21 protein-coding genes and 1 tRNA gene are annotated in these 24,346 nt (G+C 68.6%); 14 read left to right on the plus strand and 8 right to left on the minus strand.

Going from position 1 to position 24,346, the window contains the following annotated elements:
* Positions 1-112 precede the first annotated feature (112 nt).
* The 3 genes from ABQE89_RS17420 to ABQE89_RS17430 form a co-directional block, all read right to left on the minus strand.
* A complete protein-coding gene (locus ABQE89_RS17420; protein WP_448418812.1) occupies positions 113-1,252 on the minus strand; it encodes a nucleoside triphosphate pyrophosphohydrolase in 1,140 nt (379 codons plus the stop codon).
* 19 nt (positions 1,253-1,271) lie between these two features.
* Positions 1,272-4,940, minus strand: a complete 3,669-nt coding sequence (mfd, locus tag ABQE89_RS17425) for a transcription-repair coupling factor (RefSeq protein ID WP_448418814.1) — start codon at positions 4,938-4,940, stop codon at positions 1,272-1,274.
* Between the two features lie 75 nt (positions 4,941-5,015).
* A complete protein-coding gene (locus ABQE89_RS17430; RefSeq protein ID WP_448419046.1) occupies positions 5,016-5,618 on the minus strand; it encodes a TetR/AcrR family transcriptional regulator in 603 nt (200 codons plus the stop codon).
* A gap of 113 nt (positions 5,619-5,731) precedes the next feature.
* Between ABQE89_RS17430 and ABQE89_RS17435 the strand changes: the two genes are divergently transcribed.
* The 11 genes from ABQE89_RS17435 (at position 5,732) to pth (ending at position 15,227) form a co-directional block, all read left to right on the plus strand.
* On the plus strand, positions 5,732-7,258 hold the full coding sequence (locus ABQE89_RS17435; RefSeq protein WP_448418816.1) for a PucR family transcriptional regulator: 1,527 nt from the start codon (positions 5,732-5,734) through the stop codon (positions 7,256-7,258).
* A gap of 107 nt (positions 7,259-7,365) precedes the next feature.
* The gene (locus ABQE89_RS17440; protein WP_448419048.1) at positions 7,366-8,619 is read left to right on the plus strand and encodes an NAD(P)/FAD-dependent oxidoreductase; all 1,254 of its coding nucleotides are present in this window, start codon (positions 7,366-7,368) and stop codon (positions 8,617-8,619) included.
* Positions 8,620-8,737: 118 nt separating this feature from the next.
* A complete protein-coding gene (locus ABQE89_RS17445; RefSeq protein ID WP_448418818.1) occupies positions 8,738-9,211 on the plus strand; it encodes a GreA/GreB family elongation factor in 474 nt (157 codons plus the stop codon).
* Between the two features lie 59 nt (positions 9,212-9,270).
* Positions 9,271-9,342, plus strand: a tRNA-Gln gene (locus ABQE89_RS17450).
* A gap of 16 nt (positions 9,343-9,358) precedes the next feature.
* On the plus strand, positions 9,359-10,813 hold the full coding sequence (gene glmU / locus ABQE89_RS17455) for a bifunctional UDP-N-acetylglucosamine diphosphorylase/glucosamine-1-phosphate N-acetyltransferase GlmU (RefSeq protein WP_448418820.1): 1,455 nt from the start codon (positions 9,359-9,361) through the stop codon (positions 10,811-10,813).
* Positions 10,814-10,891: 78 nt separating this feature from the next.
* Positions 10,892-11,872, plus strand: coding sequence for a ribose-phosphate diphosphokinase (locus tag ABQE89_RS17460; protein WP_448418822.1), 981 nt, complete (start codon positions 10,892-10,894; stop codon positions 11,870-11,872).
* Positions 11,873-12,217 carry an arsenate reductase (glutaredoxin) gene (gene arsC / locus ABQE89_RS17465; protein ID WP_448418824.1) on the plus strand — a complete coding sequence of 115 codons (345 nt, stop codon included), beginning with the start codon at positions 11,873-11,875 and terminating at the stop codon, positions 12,215-12,217. It abuts the gene before it with no gap.
* Positions 12,214-12,870 carry an LpqN/LpqT family lipoprotein gene (locus tag ABQE89_RS17470; protein WP_448418826.1) on the plus strand — a complete coding sequence of 219 codons (657 nt, stop codon included), beginning with the start codon at positions 12,214-12,216 and terminating at the stop codon, positions 12,868-12,870. Before arsC ends, ABQE89_RS17470 begins: the two co-directional genes overlap by 4 nt.
* Before the next feature lie 88 nt (positions 12,871-12,958).
* Positions 12,959-13,840 (plus strand): oxidoreductase, encoded by an 882-nt coding sequence (locus ABQE89_RS17475; RefSeq protein WP_448418828.1) that lies wholly within the window; start codon positions 12,959-12,961, stop codon positions 13,838-13,840.
* A 142-nt stretch (positions 13,841-13,982) separates the two neighbouring features.
* Positions 13,983-14,642: a 50S ribosomal protein L25/general stress protein Ctc gene (locus tag ABQE89_RS17480; protein WP_448418830.1), complete on the plus strand. Its 660-nt coding sequence runs from the start codon at positions 13,983-13,985 to the stop codon at positions 14,640-14,642.
* 6 nt (positions 14,643-14,648) lie between these two features.
* Positions 14,649-15,227 carry an aminoacyl-tRNA hydrolase gene (pth, locus tag ABQE89_RS17485; RefSeq protein WP_448418832.1) on the plus strand — a complete coding sequence of 193 codons (579 nt, stop codon included), beginning with the start codon at positions 14,649-14,651 and terminating at the stop codon, positions 15,225-15,227.
* Positions 15,228-15,233: 6 nt separating this feature from the next.
* On the opposite strand, the gene ABQE89_RS17490 is transcribed toward pth, so the two are convergent.
* Complete coding sequence (locus ABQE89_RS17490; protein ID WP_448418834.1) at positions 15,234-16,397, minus strand: Rv3169 family protein; 1,164 nt, start codon at positions 16,395-16,397, stop codon at positions 15,234-15,236.
* 15 nt (positions 16,398-16,412) lie between these two features.
* Positions 16,413-17,342 (minus strand): metal-dependent hydrolase, encoded by a 930-nt coding sequence (locus ABQE89_RS17495; protein WP_448418836.1) that lies wholly within the window; start codon positions 17,340-17,342, stop codon positions 16,413-16,415.
* A gap of 81 nt (positions 17,343-17,423) precedes the next feature.
* Here ABQE89_RS17495 and ABQE89_RS17500 point away from each other — a divergent pair, with 81 nt between their 5' ends.
* Both ABQE89_RS17500 and ABQE89_RS17505 read left to right on the plus strand, forming a co-directional pair.
* Positions 17,424-17,984, plus strand: a complete 561-nt coding sequence (locus ABQE89_RS17500; protein ID WP_448418838.1) for a TetR/AcrR family transcriptional regulator — start codon at positions 17,424-17,426, stop codon at positions 17,982-17,984.
* 35 nt (positions 17,985-18,019) lie between these two features.
* Positions 18,020-19,069, plus strand: a complete 1,050-nt coding sequence (locus ABQE89_RS17505) for a phosphotransferase family protein (RefSeq protein WP_448418840.1) — start codon at positions 18,020-18,022, stop codon at positions 19,067-19,069.
* On the opposite strand, the gene ABQE89_RS17510 is transcribed toward ABQE89_RS17505, so the two are convergent.
* On the minus strand, positions 19,066-19,881 hold the full coding sequence (locus ABQE89_RS17510) for an ABC transporter permease (RefSeq protein WP_448418842.1): 816 nt from the start codon (positions 19,879-19,881) through the stop codon (positions 19,066-19,068). The two genes, ABQE89_RS17505 and ABQE89_RS17510, sit on opposite strands and share 4 nt — an antisense overlap.
* Positions 19,878-20,843: an efflux ABC transporter ATPase subunit, DrrA-related gene (locus ABQE89_RS17515; RefSeq protein WP_448418844.1), complete on the minus strand. Its 966-nt coding sequence runs from the start codon at positions 20,841-20,843 to the stop codon at positions 19,878-19,880. Before ABQE89_RS17515 ends, ABQE89_RS17510 begins: the two co-directional genes overlap by 4 nt.
* Positions 20,844-20,956: 113 nt before the next feature.
* Between ABQE89_RS17515 and ABQE89_RS17520 the strand changes: the two genes are divergently transcribed.
* On the plus strand, positions 20,957-22,408 hold the full coding sequence (locus ABQE89_RS17520; protein ID WP_448419050.1) for a lipase maturation factor family protein: 1,452 nt from the start codon (positions 20,957-20,959) through the stop codon (positions 22,406-22,408).
* A gap of 57 nt (positions 22,409-22,465) precedes the next feature.
* Here the strand turns inward: ABQE89_RS17520 and ABQE89_RS17525 are convergent, their stop codons facing one another.
* Positions 22,466-24,100, minus strand: a complete 1,635-nt coding sequence (locus tag ABQE89_RS17525; RefSeq protein WP_448418846.1) for a fatty acyl-AMP ligase — start codon at positions 24,098-24,100, stop codon at positions 22,466-22,468.
* Positions 24,101-24,346 lie beyond the last annotated feature (246 nt).

Raw genomic sequence — 24,346 nt, forward strand, 5'->3', positions numbered from 1 at the left:
ACTTCGGTCGATGCCATCGTCGCACGCATCGGGGGCCGCACGGCCCGTCGGGTTTGGCGATTTCGGCGCGTTTCGCACCGCCGCGCGACCGCCGGCGCGCCCAAATCGCAGGTCAACGGACGTCGGCGGGCGTCGGTTCGGGCGTCTGCTCCGGCTCCGGCTCGGTTTCGGCCGTCGCGTCGCTGCCCTGCGCCTCGTCGGCGTCCTCGTCGGCTTCGGTGGTCTCGGTGGTCTCAGCGTCCTCAGCCTCGTCGGCGGCCTCGGCGGTCTCGCGGTCCTCGCCGGCCGACGGCCAATGCGAGCGCCACTCGTCCTCGGTGATGTCGTGGAGCGGCGCCACGTCGAGTTCCTCGGCCACCTCCTCGCCGCGGCGTGCGACCACGATCGCCTGCTCGGCACTTCGCACGCTGTCGACGAACTCGAGCACCACCGACCGCAGCGCGCTCTCGGCGTCCACCCCGGCCGCGACGGTCACCGTCGTCATCGACTCGGGGATCAGATCGGCGGGCAGCCCCGCGGCGGTGACACGTTCGATCACCTTCTGCGCCAACGCCAATGCGGGTTGCCCGGTGGGAACGTCGTCCAGACAGGAACGCACCCCCTTGCTCGCCCGTTCGGCGGCCTTGCGCTCCTCCCACTGGGCGAGCTGCTCGTCGAGCGAAATCTCTTCGCCGGCAAGCACTGCGGGCACCCGGTTGACGAGCTTGCGCACCAGCGAGTCGGCCACGTCGTCGATGGTGAACGGATTCGCCGGGGCATCCTCGGCGATGCGGGCGTGAAAAAGCACCTGCAGCAACACGTCTCCGAGTTCGTCGCGCAGCTCGTCGGCGTTGCCGCTACGCACCGCGTCGAACACCTCGTAGGTCTCCTCCAGCAGGTAGCGCCGCAACGAGTCGTGGGTCTGCTCGCTTTCCCAGGGCCCCGCGGTGCGCAGTTTGTCCATCATCGCGACGGCGTCGACCAGCCGCTCCCCCGGCGCCGGGTCGGGCACCGCGATCAGCTTCTCGCCGGCGGCCAGGCGGGCCTTGACCACGGGATGTTCGGGGTCCGACGACAGCAACACCGGCGCGGCGTCGTCCTCGGTCTCCTCGGGGTCCTCCGACAGGCTGATGATGCACGGTCTGGCGGCGGGCAACGACCACGGCACCTTGACCGGCATCTCCTCGGTGTATTGCACGTCGCCCGTCAACAGTTCGATCGCCTCGACGGGAACCAGCGAGGGTCGGCGCGGGTCGACCAGCACAACTGTCATCACACTGGCCGCTCGTTGGTCATCGCTGCTTTCCGCTCGTCACCGGATGCCTCTCGAACTTCGTTATATCAATAGTTTCCTGGGGTTTTCCATCCAGCGCAAAGAGCAAACCCGCCACCATCGCCACCAGCTCAAGATCACGAATTCGCGGCGACCCGACACCGTCGCCCGCCCGCGGGATCGGCACCTGCACCGTCGACGTGGTCGCCCGGTAGTTCGCGCTCGGATACATCCGCTTGAGCCGAAGTTGCTGGGAATCAAGAAGCTGCAGCGGCGACAACCGCAGCGTCGACTCCGACAACGCGTTGATCTCGGTGACCCCGTAGCGGCGGCACACCAGCCGCAGCCTCGCGACCGCCACCAGCCGCTGCGCCGGTTCCGGCAGCGGCCCATACCGGTCGACGAGCTCGTCGACGACCGCGAACACCGCGTCGTCGTCGGCCGCCGCCGCGAGCCTGCGGTAGGCCTCCAGGCGCAGCCGGTCGCTGCCGATGTAGTCGGGCGGCAGGTGCGCGTCGACCGGCAGGTCGATCCGAACGTCCTTCGGTTCTTCCACGGCAGCAACGGTTTTCCCGTCCGCCACGGCCCGATAGGCTTCCACGGCCTCACCGACCAGCCGCACGTACAGGTCGAAACCGACGCCCGCGACGTGGCCGGACTGCTCGACGCCCAGGACGTTTCCCGCACCCCGGATCTCGAGGTCCTTCATCGCCACCGCCATCCCGGCGCCGAGCTCGTTGTTCTGCGCGATCGTGGCCAGCCGGTCATAGGCCGTCTCGGTCAGCGGGGCGTCCGGCGGATACAGGAAATACGCGTACCCGCGCTCACGACTGCGGCCCACCCGCCCGCGCAGCTGATGTAGCTGGGAGAGCCCGAACGTGTCGGCGCGTTCCACGATCAGCGTGTTCGCGTTGGAGATGTCCAGGCCGGTTTCCACGATCGTCGTGCACACCAGGACGTCGAATTCGCGGTTCCAGAAGCCCTCGACCGTGCGCTCCAGAAGTTCCTCGGGCATCTGCCCGTGCGCGACGGCCACCCGGGCCTCGGGCACCAGCGCGCGCACCCGCGCCGCGGCCTGGTCGATCGAGCGCACCCGGTTGTGGATGTAGAACACCTGCCCGTCGCGCAGCATCTCGCGGCGCAACGCGGCCGCGACCTGCTTGTCGTCGTGCTGGCCGACGTAGGTCAGCACCGGGTAGCGCTCCTCGGGCGGGGTCAGGATCGTCGACATCTCCCGAATGCCCGCCAGGCTCATCTCCAGCGTGCGCGGAATCGGGGTGGCGCTCATGGTCAGCACGTCGACGTGGGTGCGCATCGACTTGATGTGCTCCTTGTGCTCGACACCGAAGCGCTGTTCCTCGTCGACCACCACCAGCCCGAGGTTCTTCCAGCCGACGGCGGTCTGCAGCAACCGGTGGGTGCCGATCACGATGTCGACCGAGCCGTCCCGCATCCCGTCGAGGATGGCGCGCGATTCGGCGGCGTCGGTGAACCGCGACAGCCCCTTGACGGTGACCGGGAAGCCCGCCATGCGTTCGGTGAACGTCTGAAGATGCTGGTCGGCCAGCAGCGTCGTCGGCACCAGCACCGCGACCTGCTTGCCGTCCTGAACGGCCTTGAACGCCGCCCGCACCGCGATCTCGGTCTTGCCGTAACCGACGTCGCCGCAGATCACCCGGTCCATCGGGATGGGCCGTTCCATGTCGGCCTTCACTTCCTGGATCGCGGTGAGCTGGTCGACGGTCTCGGTGAACCCGAACGCGTCCTCCATCTCGGCCTGCCAGGGTGTGTCCGGGCCGAACGCGTGCCCGGGTGAGGCCTGCCGCTTGGCGTAGAGCGCCACCAGTTCCTGGGCGATCTCTCTGACAGCGCGGCGGGCCTTGGTCTTGGTGTTGGTCCAGTCGCTGCCGCCGAGCCTGCTCAGCGTCGGGGCCTCGCCACCGACGTAGCGGCTCAGCTGGTCCAGCGAGTCCATCGGCACGTAGAGCTTGTCGGTGCCGCCACCACGCTTGCTGGAGGCGTACTCCAGCACCAGGTACTCGCGCCGGGCCCCGCCGACGACGCGTTCGGTCATCTCGAGGAACCGGCCGATGCCGTGCTGGTCGTGCACCACGAGGTCGCCGGCGGTCAGCGCCAGCGGGTCCACCACGTTGCGGCGCTTGGCCGCGAGTTTCTTGCCCTCGGTGGCGGCGGCCCGGTTGCCGGTCAGATCGGCTTCGGTGATCACCACCAGGTTCGCGCCCGCGATCACCACACCGTCGTGCAGCGGGCCCTGCAGCACGCCGACCACACCCTGCTTCGGAGCGGAGCCCGGCGCCAACAGCGTTGCGGGCGTGTCGGATTCAGCGAGCTGTTCGACGACCCGCTGGGCGGTTCCCGCGCCGGCGGTGACGACCGCGGCATAGCCGCCGGTGGAGACGTGGGCGCGCAGCATCGCGAAGGTCTCGGTGACGAACGACGCGCCGTGCTGGCGACCGCGCGCCGTCGGCGCGGGCCGGATGTCCAGTTGGAGCGCGGCTTCGTCGGACAGCTGGGACAGCGTCCACCACGGGTGCCCGCCCTCCCGGGCCGCGGCGCGGGCGTCGTCCAATTCGACGAACCCCGACGCGCCCATCGCCTCCAGGTCGATCGGGGCGTCACCACCGACCGCCGCCGTCGACCAGGACGCCTCCAGGAACTCCTGACCGGTCTTGATCAGATCGGCCGCGCGGGTGCGCACCTTCTCGGGGTCGCAGATCAGCAGCGGCGCGCCCTCGGGCAGATGGGCTGACAGCGTCACCAACTCGGTGGGGTGCAACAGCGGCAGCAGCGCCTCCATACCGTCGACGGGGATGCCCTCGGACAACTTCGCCAGCATGTCGGGCACGCTGCCGGGCAGCCCGTTCTCCTGCGCCGGGTGCTGGGTGGCCAACTTGGCCGCACGGTCGCGGGCGTCCTCGGTCAGCAGCAGTTCGCGGCACGCCACGGCGATCAGCGTGTCGACGTCGATCTCGGGGATGGACCGCTGATCGGCGACGGAGAACATCCGCATCTCGGACACCTCGTCGCCCCAGAACTCCACCCGCACGGGATGTTCGTAGGTGGGCGGGAAGATGTCGAGAATGCCTCCGCGCACCGCGAACTCGCCGCGCTTGCCCACCATGTCCACCCGGGTGTAGGCCAGCTCGACCAGCCGGGCGACCACGGTGTCGAACTCGGCTTCGACGCCGACGGTCAGCACCAGCGGTTCGATGTCGGCCAGTTCGGGGGCCATCGGTTGCAGCAGCGAACGCGTCGTGGTGACCACCACGCGCAGCGGCGGACCCAGGCGCGCATCGTCGGGGCGGGCCAGCCTGCGCAGCAGCATCATCCGGGCACCGACGGTGTCCACGCCCGGCGACAACCGCTCGTGCGGCAGCGTCTCCCAGGACGGGAACATCGCCACGGCGTCGCCGAACACGCCGCGCAGCTGAGCGGTCAGGTCGTCGGCCTCGCGGCCGGTGGCGGTCACCACCAACACCGGCGCCGATTCCGGCGTGGCCAGCGCGGCCGCGACGAACAGCCGGGCGGCCGCGGGGCCGACGAGGTGCAGATCGGCGGGTCTGTCGGCGGCGCGGCGCGCCACCTCTTGTAGTGAGGGATCTCGGCGCGCCAGCTCAACGAGCCCCGCGATCGGGGTTGGGACAGGAGCGGTCCCCGATGGGGTCATTGCATCAATCCTAGGCAACGGGATTCGGGTGTGATTACCTGCGCCTGGCACAGGTGACCACGCCGAAGTCGGGGGTCACTCGTCGAGCAGCTGCGGGTCGTCCTCGAGGTGCATCAACCCGTTCCAGCACAGGTTGACCAGGTGGGCGGCCACCACTTCCTTCTTTGGCTCGCGAACGTCGAGCCACCACTGCGCGGTCATCGACACCGACCCCACCAGCGCCTGCGCGTACAGCGGGGCGGTCTCGGGGTCCAGGCCGCGGCGGGAGAAGTCACCGGCCAGGATCGACGACACCTGGTTGACGGCCTCGTTGAGCAGCGTCGAATAGGTGCCCGACGTGATCGCCGCCGGCGAGTCGCGGATCAGGATGCGGAACCCGTCGGTGCGCTCCTCGATGTAGGTCAGCAGCGCCAGCGCCACCCGTTCGATGCGCAGCCGCGAGCGGTTGTTGGTGGTGCGGGTCAGCGACGAGGTGATGCCGTCGAGCAGCGCCGACATCTCGCGGTCGACGACCACCGCGTACAACCCCTCCTTGCCCCCGAAATGCTCGTAGACCACCGGCTTGGACACGTTCGCGCGCAGCGCGATCTCTTCGATCGAGGTGCCTTCGTAGCCGCGTTCGGCGAACAGCGACCTGGCCACCTCGATGAGCTGGTGGCGCCGCTCCGCCCCGGTCATCCGGGCGCGGGGGGCACGCACTTCTTTGTCCGGGGCTGCCACGCCTAAAGGGTAGACCCGGCGGATAACCTGGGACGAAGTCACCGACGTCGGCTGGGGCCAGGGAGCAAATCGTGATCACGCTGGATCGCCTGGTCAACGTGCTGGGCGGATTCGGCGCCCGACTGCAGAGCACGTCGATCACCCGGGCGACCGAACTGCACAGCGTGGTGCTGCCCGAAACCGCCGACGGCCGCACCGTCACCGGTGACGTGCTGCTGGCCGTGGGCGCGGACTCGACCAAGCAGGCGCTGCGCTGGGCCCGCAACGCGCGCGCGACCGTCGTGTTGCTGCGCAGCGACGGCGAACAGATCACGTTCAGCTCCAAGGCCCCGCCCGCCGCGGTGATGAGCATCGACCCCTCCGTCCCGTGGAGCGAGGTCGCCGCGATCGTGTTCGGGCTGGTGATGGAGGGCCGCGAAACCGAGTCCGGCCGCGGCCCAACGGATTTGTTCGCGTTGGCCGACAGCCTTGCCGAATCGATCGGCGGCGCGGTCGTCATCGAAGACCGCATCTCCCAGGTGTTGGCGTACTCCCGCGGCCAGCAACAGACCGACGACGCGCGCGTGGCGACGATCCTGGCCAGGCAGGCGCCCAGACAACTGCACGCCCTGTTCGACAAGCGCGGCGTGTTCGCGCACCTCGCGGTGTCCGACGAACCGCTGTTCGTCCAGGGCGACCCCGAGCACGGGCTGAGCGGTCGCATGGTGGTGGCCGCGCGCGCCGGCCGCGAACTGCTGGGGTCGGTGTGGGTGGCGTGCTCGGCGCCGCTGGACGCGTCCGCCGCCGCCGCGCTGGCCGACAGCGCGCGGGTGGTGGCGCTGCACATGCTGCGCTCACGCGCGAGCGCGGACCTGGAGCGGCAGGTCGAGTCCGAGCTGGTCATCCGGCTGCTGGAGAGCCCCGCCGACGCCGCGACGGTGGTCAGCAGGCTCGGCCTGCCGCAGACGCCGCTGCGGGTGGTGGCGGTGCGCGCCCACGTCGGCGGTGAGCGCCACGCACCGCTGCTGTTGGCGTTCGAGCGGGCTACCGCGGGGTTCGGCTGGTCGCGTCCCAACCGCAGCGCCCTGACCGGCAGCACGCTCTACACCGTGCTGGCCGCCGACGCCTCGGCGGCGGCCCGCGACTGGGTGGCGGCGCTGACCGCGGGGCTGCCCGACGAAATCAGCGTGCTGTCGGGGATCAGCGGGCCCGCGCTGCCGGCCGAGTTGGCGACGGCGCGGCTGGAAGCCGACGAATGCCTCGCGCTGCACGAGGTCAGCGATGCGCAGCGGCCGCCGCCCGCCTACGACGAATCCTGGGACGACATCCTGCTGTACCGGCTGCGCACCGCGGCGCAATCGGGGCGCAGCCCGCAGCGCGGCCCGGTCGCCGAACTCCGCGAGCACGACCGCGGGCACGGCACCCCCTACGTCGCGACGCTGCGGGCCTATCTGGAGAATCAGGGGGATCCGGTGGCCGCGGGTGAGCGGCTCGGCGTGCACGAGAACACCGTGCGCTACCGGCTGCGCCGGATGGCCGAGATCACCGACCTGCGGCTGGACGATCCGCGCAAGCGGCTGGCGATGATGATCGAGCTGGCCGCCACCCAGCCCACCTGAGCGCTGTCCTAACTCGACAAACATCGCGGCGGTCTTTGTCGGCCGCAGGCAAGCCCTCCGTCGCCGTTCCTCGGCACGATGGAACATCAGCTGATGGAGGTTTGGTGATGGTGGGGCTCGACCGGATGGACGGCGGACCGCGATCGGTGATCGTGGTCGGTGCCGGCATCGTCGGGCTGTCGACCGCCTGGTTCCTGCAGGAACGCGGGGTCGACGTGACCATCGTCGACCGCACCGGCGTCGCCGCGGGGGCCTCCTGGGGCAACGCCGGCTGGGTCTCGCCGACCCTGGCCATTCCACTGAACTCGCCCGCGATGCTGCGCGAGGGCCTGCGCGCGCTGCGCGACTCGGCCGCGCCCCTGCACATCCCGCTGCGCGTGGACGGCGGACTGGCGATGTTCCTCCTGAAGTTCGCCGCCAACAGCAGGCAGTCGTCCTGGACACGGGCGGTGCGCGCGAACGTGCCGCTCAACAACGAGGCCATCGAGGCCTTCGACGTGCTGGTGGCCAACGGCGTCGACGTGCCCGTCACCGACGGCCCGATCACCGCGGTGTTCGAGAGCACCGAGCAGGCCGACCGCATGCTGGCCGAACTTCGCCACCTCGAAGCCGCCGGCCAGGAGGTGTCGGTCACCGGCTTGACCGGCGACGCGCTGCGCGAACAGGTGCCGCTGGCCTCGCCGAAGATCACCGCGGGCATCAACGTCAACGGGCAACGGTTCGTCGACCCGGGCCGTTTCACCGAGGCACTGGCCGGCGCGGTCGTCGACCACGGTGCGACGCTGCAGACGATGGAGATCCGCGGGGTGTTCACCTCCGGCACCGGTGTGAGCATCCACCCGCGCAGCGGCGTCCCGATGACCGCCGAGGCGGCCGTCATCGCGACCGGCGCCTGGCTGCCGCACCTGGCCGCCAACCGCATCCGGGTTCCGGTGCGGTCCGGTCGCGGCTACTCCTTCACCGTGCCGGTCGACCGCCCGATCCCGTCACCCATCTATCTGCCGGAGGCACGGGTGGCGTGCACCCCGTACCGCGGAGGTCTGCGGGTGGCGGGCACCATGGAGTTCCGTGACCCCTATGAGCCGGCGGTCGCACAGCGCGTCGGCGCCATCGTGGCGTCCGCCGAACCGCTGCTCGAGGGGGTGCGGTGGGCCGAACGCAGCGATGTCTGGGTCGGTCCACGCCCCATCACCCCCGACGGGCGCGCGCTCATCGGCGAAGTGTCGCGCGGCGTCTACGTCGCCGGCGGACACGGGATGTGGGGACTCGCACACGGCCCGATCACCGGCCGGCTGTTAGCCGAACAGATCACGACAGGTAAACAGCCCGAGGCCTTACGCGAGTTCGACCCTCTTCGCTGACCTCAGCACTCACGCCTGGCCCGTATGGGCAGTCGAGTCGGCAGGGGCGGTGCTCACCGAAAAGCCCGCCACTGCCGACGAACCCCCTCCCACGAATCTCTGGAAAGGAACATCACCGATGACCACTCCCACCACCGACGGCGTATGGATGACCCCACAGGCGCGCGAGCGCCTGGAGGCCGAGCTCGCCGAGCTGATGTCGCACCGCGAGTTCGACACCGAAGACCCCAACGACCGCGACGACCAACTGGTCGAGGCGCAACTGGCGCGCAAGGCCCGGATCCGCCAGATCCACGAACTGTTGAGCAACGCCGTCGTCGGCGACACTCCGCCGGACGACGGCATCGCCGAGCCCGGCATGGTGCTGACCGTGCGCTACGACGACACCGGCGACACCGAGACGTTCCTGCTGGGTGTGCGCGGCGCCGAGGACGCCGACATCGAGGTGTACTCCGTGCAGTCCCCGCTGGGCAGCGCGCTGGCCGGCGCCCGGCCCGGCGAGCAGCGCAGCTACACGCTGCCCAACGGCGCCGAACAACCGGTGACGCTGATCTCGGCCGTGCCCTACGGCGCCCACGTGGCCGGGAAGTAGCGTTCGCGCAGCCCGCCCGGCCGGTCGACTAAAGTCGCACGCGTATCCGTAGCGATCGGTCCGTCGTGGTGTAATCGGCAGCACATCAGATTTTGGTTCTGAGAGTTCAGGTTCGAGTCCTGGCGACGGAGCGGGAGGCGTGTCACGGTGTCAACCGAATCCGCTGTCGTGGTGCTGGCCGCCGGAGCGGGCACCCGGATGCGATCGGACACCCCGAAGGTGCTGCACACGCTGGCCGGACGCAGCATGCTGGCCCATGCGCTGCACGCCGTGGCCAAGGTGGCACCGCAGCACCTCGTGGTGGTCGTCGGCAAGGACCGCGACCGGGTGGTGCCCGCCGTCGAACAGCTGGCCGTCGACTTCGGCCGCCCCATCGACACCGCGGTGCAGGACCAGCAGCTCGGCACCGGGCACGCGGTGGAATGCGGGCTGTCCGCGCTGCCGCCGGAGTTCACCGGTGTCGTCGTGGTGACCTCCGGTGACGTCCCGTTGCTGGACGCCGACACGCTGGCCGACCTGATCGCCACGCACGCCGACGGTCCCGCCGCGGCCACCGTGCTGACCACCACGCTGCCCGACCCCACCGGCTACGGGCGCATCCTGCGCACCCAGGACGGGCAGGTCATCGGCATCGTCGAGCAGGCCGACGCCACCCCGACTCAGCAGGCCATCGCCGAGGTCAACGCCGGCGTCTACGCGTTCGACATCGCGGCCCTGCGCTCGGCGTTGAGTCGGCTCAGCGCCGACAACGCCCAGCAGGAGCAGTACCTGACCGACGTCGTCTCGATCCTGCGCTCCGACGGGCTGGTGGTGCGGGCCAAACACGTCGACGACGCCACCCTGGTCGCGGGCATCAACGACCGGGTGCAGCTCTCGGAGTTGGCCGCCGAGCTCAACCGGCGCATCGTGGCCGCTCATCAGCGCGCGGGGGTGACGGTCATCGACCCCGCCACCACCTGGATCGACGTCGACGTCACCATTGGCCGCGACACCGCCGTCTACCCGGGCACCCAACTGCTCGGACGCACCAAGATCGGCGGACTGTGCCAGATCGGCCCGGACACCACGCTCACCGACGTGACGGTCGGCGACCGGGCCACGGTGATCCGCACCCACGGCGGCCAGTCGGTGATCGGCGACGACGCCGCCGTCGGCCCGTTCGCGTACCTGCGGCCCGGCACCGTGCTGGGCGCCGAGGGCAAGCTGGGCGCGTTCGTCGAGACCAAGAACTCCACCATCGGGGCGGGCACCAAGGTGCCGCATCTGACCTACGTCGGCGACGCCGACATCGGCGAGCACAGCAACATCGGCGCGTCCAGCGTGTTCGTCAACTACGACGGGGAGACCAAGAGCCGCACCACGATCGGCTCACACGTGCGCACCGGCTCCGACACCATGTTCGTCGCGCCGGTCACCGTGGGCGACGGCGCGTACACCGGCGCGGGCACCGTGGTCCGCGACGACGTGCCACCCGGCGCGCTGGCCGTCTCGGCCGGGCCCCAGCGCAACATCGAGGGGTGGGTGTCCCGCAAGCGGCCGGGCTCGAAGGCCGCCGAGGCCGCCGAGCGCGCCACCGAGGCCAACAGCGACGACGAGTCCTGAGCCGGTTGCCCATCGGCTACCTGTTCGCTACCCGTACGATTGACCCCGTATCCGACCCCCGACCGGTGAGGGCGCACTGTGGGCACCGAGTGGACCGACAACCGCAAGAATTTGATGCTCTTCTCGGGACGCGCGCACCCCGAACTGGCCGAGCAGGTGGCCAAGGAGCTTGACGTGCCGGTCACCGCGCAGACCGCGCGTGACTTCGCCAACGGCGAGATCTTCGTGCGCTTCGACGAGTCGGTGCGCGGCTGCGACGCCTTCGTGCTGCAATCCCATCCGGCGCCGCTCAACGAGTGGATCATGGAACAGCTGATCATGATCGACGCGCTCAAGCGCGGCAGCGCCAAGCGGATCACCGCGATTTTGCCGTTCTACCCGTATGCCCGCCAGGACAAGAAGCACCGCGGCCGGGAGCCGATCTCGGCGCGGCTGATCGCTGATCTGCTCAAGACCGCGGGCGCTGATCGCATCGTCAGCGTCGACCTGCACACCGACCAGATCCAGGGCTTCTTCGACGGGCCCGTCGACCACATGCGGGCGCAGAACCTGCTCACCGGCTACATCCGGGAGCACTACCCGTGCGAGAACATCGTCGTCGTCTCCCCCGACTCCGGGCGGGTGCGGGTGGCCGAGAAGTGGGCCGACTCGCTGGGCGGCACGCCGCTGGCGTTCATCCACAAGACCCGGGACCCGCGGGTGCCCAACCAGGTGGTGTCCAACCGGGTCGTCGGCGAGGTCGCCGGGCGCTGCTGCGTGCTCACCGACGACATGATCGACACCGGCGGCACCATCGCAGGTGCGGTCAAGCTGCTGCGCGAGGAAGGCGCCGCCGATGTGATCATCGCCGCCACCCACGGCGTGCTGTCCCCGCCTGCCAGGGACCGGCTTGCCGAGTGCGGCGCGCGCGAGGTGATCGTCACCAACACGTTGCCGATCGGCGAAGACAAGCGATTCCCGCAGTTGACCGTGTTGTCGATCGCCCCTTTGCTGGCGAGTACCATTCGTGCGGTATTCGAAAACGGTTCAGTGACAGGTCTTTTCGACGGAGACGCCTAAGTGTCAGACAGTGTTATCTATCACAACCCCCGCTGCTCGACCTCCCGCAAGACGCTGGACCTGCTGCGCGAGAACGGTATCGAGCCGCAGATCGTGCAGTATCTGAAGACGCCGCCGACGCGGGCCGAACTGGCCAAGATGATCGCCGACGCGGGCATCGACGTGCGCACCGCGGTGCGCACGAAGGAGTCGGTGTACGCGGAGTTGAACCTCGCCGAGGCCGGCGACGACGAACTTCTCGATGCGATGGTGCAACATCCGATCCTCATCGAGCGCCCGTTCGTCGTCACGCCGAAGGGCACCAGGCTGGCCAGACCGATCGACAACGTGCGCGAAATTCTGTGACGGCGCGTCGGGCGGCGGCGGCTTTGCTGGCTGCGGTCATCGCCGCGGGCTGCGGCACGGATGCGCCTGACTACGAGTCGATCTGGTCGACCGCGACCACCACCACACCTGCCGCCACCGAGACACCGGTGCCGATCGCGGCGTATCTGGAGCGCGTCGGCGTGGTCGGTGATCCCGTGGCGCCCGAGAAGCTGGCCGATCTGACCGTGACCTACCCGACCCCGCCCGGGTGGGAGCCGTACGCCAACACCAACCTGTCGCCGATGACGCGGGTGATCGCTAAAGGCGACACCTATCCGACCGCGATGTTGATGGTGTTTCGGCTCACCGGCGACTTCAATGTCGAGGAGGCGATCAAACACGGTGACGACGATGCGCAGCTGTCGCAGAACTTTCGCCAACTCAACGCCTCCACTGAGGATTTCAAGGGCTTCCCGTCATCGATGATCGAGGGCAGCTACGACCTCAACGGCACGCGGATGCACACCTACAACCGCATCGTCATCGCGACCGGCGCGCCGCCGGCCAATCAGCGCTACCTCGTCCAGTTCACGGTCACCGGTTTCGCCGAGAAGGCCGCCGAGGAGGCCCCCGACATCGAGGCGATCATTCGGGGCTTCAACGTCGCAGTCCCTGCGGCCCCGCCGAAGTAAGCCTGTTCGCCCGCCAGATTGCATCCACGCGAGAAGACGCCTGCTGGAATGCAATTTCGCGGCGGGAGCACTCATTAAGGTGGTCGCCATGAGCCAATGGACCGCCGCCGAGCTGCCGTCGTTCGCCGGCCGCACCGTCATCGTCACCGGAGCCAACTCGGGCCTGGGCCTGATCACCGCCCGCGAACTGGCCCGCGTCGGGGCGCACACGATCCTCGCCGTGCGCAACACCGCCAAGGGCGAGGAAGCGGCCGCCACCATGACTGGCCCCGGATTCGGTGAGGTCGAGGTCCGCGAGCTCGACCTGCAGGATCTGGCCTCGGTGCGGGCGTTCGCGGAAGGCGTCGACTCCGTCGACGTGCTGGTGAACAACGCGGGCATCATGGCGGTGCCCTACGCGTTGACCGTCGACGGCTTCGAGAGCCAGATCGGCACCAACCACCTCGGCCACTTCGCGTTGACGAACCTGTTGTTGCCGACGTTGACGGATCGGGTGGTGACGGTGTCCTCCCAGATGCACATCTTCGGTTGGGTCAGCCTCAAGGACCTGAACTGGAAGTCGCGACCGTACTCGGCGTGGCTGGCTTACGGGCAGTCCAAGCTGGCCAATCTGATGTTCACCAGCGAATTGCAGCGCAAGCTCGACGCCGCGGGCTCGCCGCTGAAGTCGCTGGCCGCCCACCCGGGATACTCGGCGACCAACCTGCAAGGCCACACCGGCAGCCGGTTCGGTACCCGGTTCTGGGATGCGGGCAACCGGTTGTTGGCCACCTCCGCGGAGTTCGGCGCCCGCCAGACGCTCTACGCGGCATCACAGGATCTGCCCGGCGACACGTTCATCGGGCCGCGGTTCTCGATGCGGGGACCGACGGGCCCGCACTGGCGCAGTCCGCTGGCCCGCGACGCCGACCGGGCCGCGAGGCTGTGGGACCTATCGGAGCAGCTCACTGATACCAAGTTCGCGCTCTGATTTGGGCGTGCGCGGCCCCAGCGGCTACCCTGGCTGGTAATCACGGCGAGGGTGGCGGGGATTCCTGGCACCGTAATCGACGCGAACTACCTTCAGTGGTTGCGCCCTGGCCGTGCTCGGTACACGACAGGAGCGAAATTCAATGGCCAAGATCGTCAACAATCTGACCGCGGTGGTCCGCGAAGAGACCGGCAAGGGTGCGTCACGACGCGCCCGTCGCAACGGCAAGGTCCCCGCCGTGCTCTACGGCCACGGCACCGATCCGCAGCACCTCGAACTCGACGCGCGTGACTTCGCCGCCGTGCTGCGCCACTCCGGCACCAACGCGGTGCTGACGCTCGACATCGCGGGCACGGAGCAGCTGGCGCTGACCAGGGCGCTTCACCTGCACCCCATCCGCCGCAGCATCCAGCACGCCGACCTGCTGGTCGTGCGTCGCGGCGAGAAGGTGGTCGTCGAGGTGACCGTCGTCATCGAGGGCGAGGCGGCGCCGGGCACGCTGGTCACCCAGGAGACCAACGCCATTCAGCTCGAGGCCGACGTGCAGGCGATCCCCGATCAGATCGTCGTGTCGGTGGAGGGCGCCGAGATCGGCACCCAGTTCACTGCGGGCACCATCGAACTGCCCGACGGCGTCTCGCTGATCTCCGACCCGGAGATGCTGGTCGTCAACGTGGTCGCCGCGCCCACCGCCGAGGAGATGGAGGGCGAGGTCGCCGAGGAGGAGGCCGAGGCCGAGGCTGCGCCCGCCGCGCCCGCCGGCGAGGCCGCCGACGAGGCGCCCGCCGCGGATACGGAGTAGGCCGACATGGCCGAACCCCAGTTGGTGGTCGGCCTCGGCAACCCCGGACCTCAGTACGCCACCACCCGGCACAACCTCGGGTTCTTGGTGGCCGACATCCTCGCCGACCGGATGGCGGCGGGGTTCAAGATGCACAAGAAGTCCGGCGCCGAGGTCGTCACCGGGCGCATCGGGGGCCGCGCGGCGGTGCTGGCCAAGCCGCGCAGCTTCATGAACGAGTCCGGCCGCCAGGTGGGGCTGCTGGCGAAGTTCTACTCGATCGCGCCCCCCGACGTCGTGGTGATCCACGACGAGCTCGACCTCGACTTCGGGCGTATCCGGCTCAAGTCGGGCGGCGGCGTGGCCGGCCACAACGGCCTGCGATCGGTGGCCTCGGCGTTGGGCAGCAACGACTTCGCGCGGGTGCGTATCGGCATCGGCCGCCCGCCGGGCCGCACCAGCGGGGCCTCATATGTGCTGTCGACGTTCACCTCGGCGGAATGGAAAGAGGTGCCGACGATCTGCGAGCAGGCCGCCGATGCGACCGAACTGTTGCTCGAGCACGGGTTGGAGCCCGCGCAGAACACCGTGCACGCCTGGAGTTGAGCGCGGCTACAAGAACGAGTTCTCGGCGGTGAGGCCGCGCTCCGGGAACGCGCCGAGGGCGAAGGTCTCGGCGTTGCCCAACCCGACGCCGCCGCCGACGGGATCTTCCACCCTCACCAGCAGGTCGCGCAACTGGTGCAATCTGCGCGCGTTCTCGGGAGCATCGCAGTTCATCACGTGGTTGCCCTCGACCTTCAGGTCGCCGACCCACTGCCCGTACACCCAGTCGTCCCACCCGTAGTAGCCCGCGGTGCCGAGGTGAAATCCGGTGGGCCCGGCCGCGGTGACGGTCAACGGCCGCTTCGTACCGTCTGCGTCGATGAGCGTGACGGTGCCGTGCGTGAACCGGCGGTTGTCGTCGCGGAAGTGCATGTCCTGTTCGACGGAGACGAACCGGTGGGAATCCCCGTTGTCGTCTTGTTGTTCGGCCTGACAACGGATTTCGAGAAAGCCGTCGCCGCGCTCCTCCTGATACATCACGAACAGCGAGTACGTCGACCCGTCGGGCCTGGTCATGGTCATCGGCAGCCAGGTCATGAACATCTGGGCAATCCGTCGGCCTCCCCGGGGCAGGCCGGGGATCGGCTTGCCGACGCCCGGGCGCAGGCCCCAGGAGTGGTCGCGGATCGAGATCCACTCGTCGGGACCGATCTCGGTGCGTTCACCGTGTAGTCGCACCCACCCCGACGCGACGCCGATCTGGTGGTACCGCAGTACGTTGTGCGTGACGCGGTAGCCGTCCGGGCTGCGGTCTGGCCACGGATCCTCTAGTGCCGCAGGGAAACTGCCCCGCAGCTCCACGTCGAACGCGATCGGCGCGTGGCCGGTTTCGTCGAGCGTGATCTGCACCGCTCGTAGCGGCTCGACCACCCGGTAGCGGATCGGCCCGACCTGTGTTCCCGTCGGGTCGGAGGACAACCGCCGGCCGGCCCGCACCGTCCACTGCTCGGTGCCGCGGCACACTCCCGCGGCACCGTCGAAGACCCCGCGGTTGGTGTATTTGCCCACCCCGAGCACGACCTGAAGGGAATTGTCGCGGGCGTGCGCGATCGTCCAGATCTTCTCGGTCCACGACGGATCCGACTGGCCCACTGTCGCGAAGGTGTCGACGATCTGATGGGTGAGCAGTTCATCCTCGGGTACGAGCGCGCCGTAGTTCGTCGACAGCAATGCGACTACCTTCCTTCAATCAGCGGGCGGTGCACCGAAGAACGTCCTCATGTCCGTGCCGCGGTCGTATTCCCGCATCCAGGTGTCCGCCCAGTCGGGAAGCGGTTGGGTGGCGGGATTGTGCCGGGGAGTCTGCGAGAGGGCCAGCCGCCACAGCATTCTGACCAGCTGGCCGGCGGGCACGGCGTGAAACAACGTCGGCGCACCACCGGATTTTGGCCGGCGGCGACGGCCGACGGGACCGCGGTAGGTCAGTTCGCGGGCCAGAAGCCCGGTGGACATCAGCTGCTGCGTCGAGGCGCCGCGTTCCTCGAACGGCACCACTTCGTCGAACGTCTTCGCGATTGCCTCGGCGATGCCCGCGACGTGGTTGATGGTCGCGCGCAACCGTTTGACGCGGTACCACGGATCCGGACACAGGTGGCGATAGAGCATCAGCCCCGAACTGCGGTGTTCGATCTCCTCGACGAAGTGCCACATCATCAGCGAAGCCACCCGTTGGTCGCCCCCGTCGAACAGCGAATCACGGTTGTCCAGCACAATTTTGAACAGGGGCGTGAACGTCGCCTCGAGATTGGCGATGTAGGCGGCGTGGAACTCGACAGGGTGGGCGTCGAGCAGTTCGTCGTATGACCTACATGCCTGCTCGTAGCACCGCTCGAGTTCGGGGTAGCGCTGCACGAGCGCGGTCATGTGCTTGCGATGCGCCGCGGCGTGCTGTGCCTCTTGGCGCAGGAAGGCCTCGGCTTCGGAGGCGATGTCGGGATCGTCGTCGAATCTGTCCCCGGCCATCCGCACGGTGCTGACGATGTAGCGCTCGAAGGGCACCGCGATGAACGTGAACGCGTTGCAGAACAGCCCGAACTCCGGATTCGCCGGCTGCCAGTTGAACGGCACCGTGTCGTCGAACTCCCATGCGATCTTGCGAACCACGAGGTTCGTCATGAGTCGCCACCAGCCTTAACATGGGTGCACGCAGTTAGGCGTAGTGTGACATTTGACCCACCATATGTAAAGGACAGACAAGTGGCTTCTCGGCCGGTCGACGCGGACCCCTCGACGCGGCGCCGCATCCTGGCGGCGACGTTCGTGGTGCTCGCCCGCGACGGCCATCGCAAGCTGCAACTGTCCGACGTCGCCGCCGAAGCCAAGGTGTCGCGTCCGACGCTGTACCGCTACTTCGGGTCCAAGGAGGGCCTGATGGAAGCGTTCGGCCGCTACGAACAGGACAACTTCGACGCCGGTATCGCCGCCGCGATGGCGGGGTTGAGCGGGCCCGACCGTCTCGACGCCGCCTTGCGTTTCATCGTCGACTTCCAGAGCAGCTACTCACTGGGTTCGCTGGCCGAGGTCGAACCGGAGCACGTGTTGAGTCAGATGAAGCGGGTGCTGCCGATCATGCACGAGCGTGTCGCGCGGATCATCCCGGGAGACCACAGCGAGGTCGCCGCCGCGGCGGTGGTGCGCATCGCGGTATGCCACTACCTGGTCGGCGGGGGCAGTCCCCGACAGTTCCTCGCCGAACTGCGCCACACCGCGGGCCTGGCCCCGACCGGGCGGCGACTGCCTCGCGCGGCCGCGGGTTGACTTTACATGTGATGGTTGCCATGTAACCCTGAGTCATGGCCGGTATCACCCTGGGGACGCGCGATCTGGCCGCCACCCGCAGCCGTCTCCAAGCGTGGTTCGCGCACAGGTTCGCCGCCGAGGCGACGTTGTCCGAACTGCGTACCGCGAATCGGGCGGCGGGCTGGTCGAGTGAGAGTTTGATCTTCAGCGCCGAGGTGCGCGGGGCGACCGACGAGTACGTGATCCGGATTCCGCCCGCAGGCGGCGGGATCTTCCCCGACTACGACCTGGACGCCCAGACCCGGACCCAGCAGCTTCTGCACGAGCACGGCATCGCGACCCCGTCACCGATCCTTCATGAGCCCGACGACAGCTGGATCGGCTCGAGATTCCTTGTGATGCCCCGCATTTACGGGCACACGCCGTCGGACACCACGTACGCGATCCGCGGCTGGCTGCATGACGCCGGCCGCGATGTGCAACGACGCGCCCACGACTCGTTCCTGGAGACGCTGGCCGGGCTGCACCGCATCCCGGTCGACGAAGCCCCGTGGCTGCGGCGCCCGCACGGTGTCGGGGTGGCCGCCGAACTCGCCTGGTGGCAGGAGTATGCGCGGTGGGGCTCCGACGACCAGGTACCCGACATCGTCGCGGAGGCGTTCGACTGGCTGCGCCACCGGCTACCGGAGGACCACGGTGAGCTGAGCGTGTGCTGGGGCGATGCGCGCCTGTCCAACGCGATCTTCGATGACACCGGACAACTCGTCGGCGCGTTGGACTGGGAGCAGGCCTGCGTGTGCCCGGCCGAGACCGATTTCGCGTGGTGGTTGGCCACCCGCCGACAGATGTTGGAGGTCAACGGGATCGACGCCGATCCGGAGCTGCCGGGGTTCGATGGCCGCGAGCAGGTGATCGGGCGCTTCGAGCATATGATCGGTCGGCAACTGCGGCACCTGGACTGGTACGAGATCTTCGCGATGGTGCGGATGGGCTGCTGCATCCTGCGCACTCAGGTGCTGCTGCGCACAACCGGTCAAGCCGATCACTTCCTGACCCGCGCGCCGGTGCTGCCGGCCTGGACGATCGCCGCCGTGCGAACCTAGCCACCCGTGCGGCGCGCGTAGGCACGCAGTGCGAACGGCGCGAACACGGCCGTCAGCACCAGCGACCACAGGATGGTCGCGAGCACCGGATGGTGCAGCGGCAGCTGCGCGCTCTCCGGTGCCGGACCGCCGTTGCCCCACAACTGCCGCATGGCCTGCGCCAGCGACGACACCGGATTCCACTCGGCCATCACCCGAAGCCAGTGCGGCATCGGTTCGGTCGGCACAAAGGTGTTGGCCAGGAACGTGACCGGGAACAGCACGCTGAACATCACGCCGTTGACGGCCTCGACCGTACGCAGCAGCGACCCGACCAGGATGCCGAACCAGATCATCCCGAACCCGAACACCAGCACCAGCGCGAACGCCAACGCCGCGTCGAGCACACCGCCGCGGATACGCCAACCGATGGCCAGGCCCGTCACGGCCATCACCACCACACCCAGCGACGAGTGGATCAGGCTGGCGATGCTGCGCCCGATCAGCACCGACGACCGCGAGATCGGCAGCGACCGGAACCTGTCGATGATCCCCTTCTCCACATCGGCGGTGATCCCCGAGGCCACCACGAACGCCGAGAACACGATGGTCTGCGCCTGGATGCCCGGCAGCAGGAACTCGCGGTAGTTCGTGCCGCCCGGGTTGACGATCGACGCCCCGAACACGAACGCGAACAGCAGCACGAACATGATCGGCTGCACGGTCACGTCGCTGAGCATCTCCGGCATCCGCTTGGTGTGGATCATGTTGCGTTTCACCATGATCCACGACTGTTGGGCGATGTTGGTGGGTCGGGTCCCGACGCCGGTCATGCGTGCACCTCGTCGGGGGTGCGGTGCCCGGTCAACGACAGGAACACATCGTCGAGGCTGGGGCGGGACAACCCGATGTCGTCGACGCCGATGTCGTGGTCACGCAACCACTCGGCGACGCGGATCATGTCGGCGAGGCCGTCGGCGGCCGTGGTCAGCTGACGGGCGCCGGCATCGACGAACACCTCGGCCCCGGTTTTGGCCAGCAGCGCCCGCGCCGCGGTCAGGTCGTCGGGGTCGGTCACCGTGACCACCAGGCTGGCCTTGCCCGCCTGCTGCTTGAGCTGCATCGGCGAGCCCTCGGCGATGATGCGGCCCCGGTCGATCACCACGATGTTGTCGGCGAGTTGATCTGCCTCCTCGAGGTACTGCGTGGTGAGCAGCAGCGTGGTGCCCTGCCGGACCAGGTCGCGCAGCGCGTCCCACAGTTCGGTGCGGCTGCGGGGATCCAGGCCGGTGGTCGGTTCGTCGAGGAACAGCACCGGTGGGGACGCCAGCAGGCTCACCGCGAGGTCGAGGCGACGGCGCATTCCGCCGGAGTACGACTTGACCACGCGGTCGGCGGCGTCGGCGATCGAAAACTGTTGCAGCAGCTGATCCCCCAGCCGCGCCAGATCTTTGCGGCGGATGCCGTACAGGCCGCCGATCATGCGGATGTTCTCCCGACCGGTCAGCAGTTCGTCGACGGTGGCGACCTGGCCCGTCAGCCCGATGCGGCGCCGCACTTCGTCGGGCTGGCTTTCCACGTCGTACCCGGCGACCCGGGCGGTGCCGCCGGTGGGTTTGGTCAGCGTCGTCATCATCCGCACCGTGGTGGTCTTGCCCGCACCGTTGGGGCCGAGCATGCCCAACACGGTGCCGGGCGCCACGGTGAAGCTGACACCGTCGACGGCCGGCGGATCACCGGGGTTGCCGAACCTCTTCATCAGATCGATGGCCTCGACGGCCGGGGTGACGGGCATGTCACCGACGGTATCGGCAGATACCGACGGCGGGCCATTCGATTTGCCGCGTCTCGGCGGTCTGTGGAGTACAACCTGTGTAGGGCGAGGTCGTCGTGTCAGGAGTATCCGACGTGGACGCGCAGTGGTTCGTAGCACCCGAGTACTGGCTGGCTCGCGAGGTGCTGCAGCGCGGCGTTGCGGTGATCTATCTGATCGCCTTTGTGGCCGCCGCCCGGCAGTTCAGGGCGCTCATCGGTGAGCACGGCATGCTTCCGGCGCCCAGATTCGTCGCGCGCGTGCCGTTTCGGGCCGCGCCCAGCCTCTTCCATCTGCACTATTCGGACCGGTTGTTCGCCGGGGTGGCCTGGTTCGGCGCGGCGTTGTCGGCGGCGATGGCCGTCGGCGTGGCGAACCTGGTGCCGCTGTGGACCTCGCTGGTGATGTGGCTGCTGCTGTGGGTGCTGTACCTGTCGATTGTCAACATCGGCCAGCGATGGTATGGATTCGGCTGGGAGTCACTGCTTTTGGAAGCCGGTCTGGTCGCGGCCTTCCTCGGCAACGACGACACGGCGCCGCCGCTGCTGGCGATTCTGCTCGTCCGGTGGCTGTTGTTCCGGGTGGAGTTCGGCGCCGGGCTGATCAAGCTGCGCGGCGACCCGTGCTGGCGCGATCTGACGTGTCTGGACTACCACCACGAGACCCAGCCGATGCCCGGACCGTTGAGCTGGTTCTTCCATCACCTGCCCAGGCCGCTGCATCGCGTCGAAGTCGCGGGTAACCATTTCGTCCAGCTGGTGGTGCCCTTCGCGCTGTTCGCGCCGCAGCCGGTGGCCGGCATCGCCGCGGGGTTGGTGATCGTCAGCCAACTGTGGTTGGTGGCCTCGGGCAACTTCGCCTGGCTGAATTGGCTGACGATCGTGCTGGCCGTCGCGGCCGTCGATCACCGCGCTTTCGCATCCGCGCTCCCGGTTCCCGACGCGCCGGCGTTGCCCAGTCCGCCGACGTGGTTCGTCGCCACGGTGATCGCGTTCACCACACTGTCGGTCGTGCTGAGCTTCTGGCCAGTGCGCAACATGGTGTCGAGCCGCCAGCGGATGAATGCCGCGTTCAATCCGATTCACCTGATGAACAGTTACGGCGCCTTCGGCAGCATCGGCCGTCAGCGGTTCGAGGTGATCATCGAGGGCACCGCCGAGCCGGACGTCACCGCGCACACGGTGTGGAAGGAGTACGGGTTCAAGGGCAAACCCGGCGACCCGCACAGGATGCCGCGCCAGTGGGCGCCGTATCACCTGCGCCTGGACTGGCTGATGTGGTTCGCGGCGCTGTCACCGGCCTATGCGCGCGACTGGTTCACGCCGTTCGTCGAACGGCTGCTGCGCAACGATGCTGCGACGCTGCGGTTGTTGCGCCACAACCCGTTTCCCGAATCTCCGCCGACGCATGTGCGCGCACTGCTTTACGAATACCGGTTCACCAGCTGGCGCGAACTGCGGAACGACGGGGCGTGGTGGCGCCGCACGTTGATCGGAGACTACCTACGGCCCGTCTCGCTGCCCGCGAGCGTGCGGAAACTCCGGTGAACACGCGGCGTGTCGCCCTCCAACACGCACGCTCGCGCCAGGAGGGAGTACAAGAAACTAGGTGACCAGGGAGACCGAGTTGGAGCGGCGCAGCTTGCCCGACGGAGTCTTGGGGATGGTGCCGGGGCCCAGCACCACGACGTTGCGCGGTCGCACGTCGACCTCGCCGACGACCTCGTGGGCCACCTGATGCTCGATGCGACGCACTTCGGCCGGATCCTGCCAGGCGTTGGACTCGACGGCGACGGCGAACGTCTCGCGCGAGTGCCCGGCGTCCAGGCGCACCGCGACCGCACAACCGGGACGGACGCCCTCCACCCGGCAGGCGGCCCGCTCGATGTCGGTGGGATAGATGTTGCGGCCGGCCATGATGATGACGTCCTTGACGCGCCCGCACACCACGACGTTGCCCTCCTCGGTGATGTAACCGAGGTCCCCGGTGTCATACCAGCCGTGCTCGTCCTGAGCGGGGATGAAACCGCCCATGGTGAGGTAGCCCGGCGTCACGCACTCGCCACGCAGTTCGATGACACCGACGCCGCGCGGCGCCATCACGTTGCCGTGCTCGTCGATGATGCGGGCCTCGAGGTCCTTGAGCAGCGGCCCCAGCGAGGCCAGCCGCCGGGTGTTGCCCTTGGTGGCCGGCACGGCGCGGCGCAGCGCGGCCAGCAGGTCGGCGTCGACCTCGTCGACCACCAGACCGGCGCCGCACGGCGAGAACGACACCGCCAGCGTCGTCTCGGCCATCCCGTAGGCGGGCAGGATCGCCTCCGGTTGCAGCCCGAACGGCTTACCCGCGTCGAGCAGGTCCTCGACGTCGGCGGGCTCGACGGGTTCGGCGCCTGAGAGCGCGAACCGCAGCGTGGACAGGTCGAACTCACCGGGCTTGGCCTGCCTGCGCAGCCGCTTGGCGAACAGCGCGTAGGCGAAGTTCGGCGCCGCGGTCATGGTGCCCTTGTACTTGTCGATGAGCTTGGCCCACAGCAGCGTGTCGCGCAGGAAGTCCATCGGCGTGACCTTGACCAGTTCCGCGCCGAAGTACATCGGGATGGTCAGGAAGCCGACCATGCCCATGTCGTGAAAGCAGGGCAGCCAGCTGACCATGACGTCGCGCTCGACGTCGTATTCGGCACCGATGAACATCGCCTCGGCGTTGGAGTAGATGTTGCGGTGGGTGATCTGCACGGCCTTCGGTGAGCCGGTGGAGCCCGACGTCAACTGCATCAGCGCCAAATCGTCCTCGCCCACCTCGATCGGGTCGATGGGGTGCGACTTGAGCAGATCGCCGACGGTGAGGACCTTGATGCCCTTCTCCTCGAGCACCGGGATCGCGACCATGAAGGGTTCGGAGACGATCACGGCCTTGGCCTCGATCATCCCGATGACGTTCATGGTGTCCTCGGCCCAGATCACCAGGTCGGTGCGGGGGGTGGGCTGGTGCAGCATGGTCAGGCTGGCGCCGCGCATCCACAGCGCCTGCGCGGTCGGCGCGATCTCGACGGGGAAGCCGGCCAGCACGCCCACGGCGTCGCCGAGGCCGATGCCCGCCTCGGCCAGGCCGCCCGCGATGCAGCGGGCACGCTCGTGAACCTCACCCCAGGTGTGCCGGACGGGCTCGTAGGGTTCACCGGTGACCATGCCCGTCTTCGCGGTGCGGGCATTGCGGTACATCTTCTCGGTGAATCGGCTCACGACGACCTCCTCGGTTTCTGGAGCCGCTGCGCCGGCGTCTGCTCCAGCGCATTTGCCCGGATGTCATGCTCCGCCTGATTCAGGGCACTCGCGCGCAGGCGCGCATACGACTGGGGAGCGGTTATGTCTCGGTTTGGTGTTGCTTCGGGTCGCCGACCGTGTTCGACGTAGCGCCCACCGAGCGTCCCGGTGGGCGAAAGTGTCGCGTCCGATGCTTGACCGCTGAATTTCACCGCGATTCATCTT

Source organism: Mycolicibacterium sp. XJ1819 (genome assembly GCF_053483675.1).

Excerpts from the sequence above, each read along its gene's own strand:
- ABQE89_RS17440 (WP_448419048.1), top strand. The coding sequence starts at position 7,366 with ATGGTGGGGCTCGACCGGATGGACGGCGGACCGCGATCGGTGATCGTG.
- ABQE89_RS17505 (WP_448418840.1), top strand. The coding sequence starts at position 18,020 with ATGGCCGGTATCACCCTGGGGACGCGCGATCTGGCCGCCACCCGCAGC.
- mfd (WP_448418814.1), bottom strand. The coding sequence starts at position 4,940 with ATGACCCCATCGGGGACCGCTCCTGTCCCAACCCCGATCGCGGGGCTC.
- ABQE89_RS17495 (WP_448418836.1), bottom strand. The coding sequence starts at position 17,342 with ATGACGAACCTCGTGGTTCGCAAGATCGCATGGGAGTTCGACGACACG.
- ABQE89_RS17445 (WP_448418818.1), top strand. The coding sequence starts at position 8,738 with ATGACCACTCCCACCACCGACGGCGTATGGATGACCCCACAGGCGCGC.
- ABQE89_RS17430 (WP_448419046.1), bottom strand. The coding sequence starts at position 5,618 with ATGACCGGGGCGGAGCGGCGCCACCAGCTCATCGAGGTGGCCAGGTCG.
- ABQE89_RS17515 (WP_448418844.1), bottom strand. The coding sequence starts at position 20,843 with ATGCCCGTCACCCCGGCCGTCGAGGCCATCGATCTGATGAAGAGGTTC.
- ABQE89_RS17420 (WP_448418812.1), bottom strand. The coding sequence starts at position 1,252 with ATGACAGTTGTGCTGGTCGACCCGCGCCGACCCTCGCTGGTTCCCGTC.
- ABQE89_RS17475 (WP_448418828.1), top strand. The coding sequence starts at position 12,959 with ATGAGCCAATGGACCGCCGCCGAGCTGCCGTCGTTCGCCGGCCGCACC.
- ABQE89_RS17510 (WP_448418842.1), bottom strand. The coding sequence starts at position 19,881 with ATGACCGGCGTCGGGACCCGACCCACCAACATCGCCCAACAGTCGTGG.
- pth (WP_448418832.1), top strand. The coding sequence starts at position 14,649 with ATGGCCGAACCCCAGTTGGTGGTCGGCCTCGGCAACCCCGGACCTCAG.
- ABQE89_RS17480 (WP_448418830.1), top strand. The coding sequence starts at position 13,983 with ATGGCCAAGATCGTCAACAATCTGACCGCGGTGGTCCGCGAAGAGACC.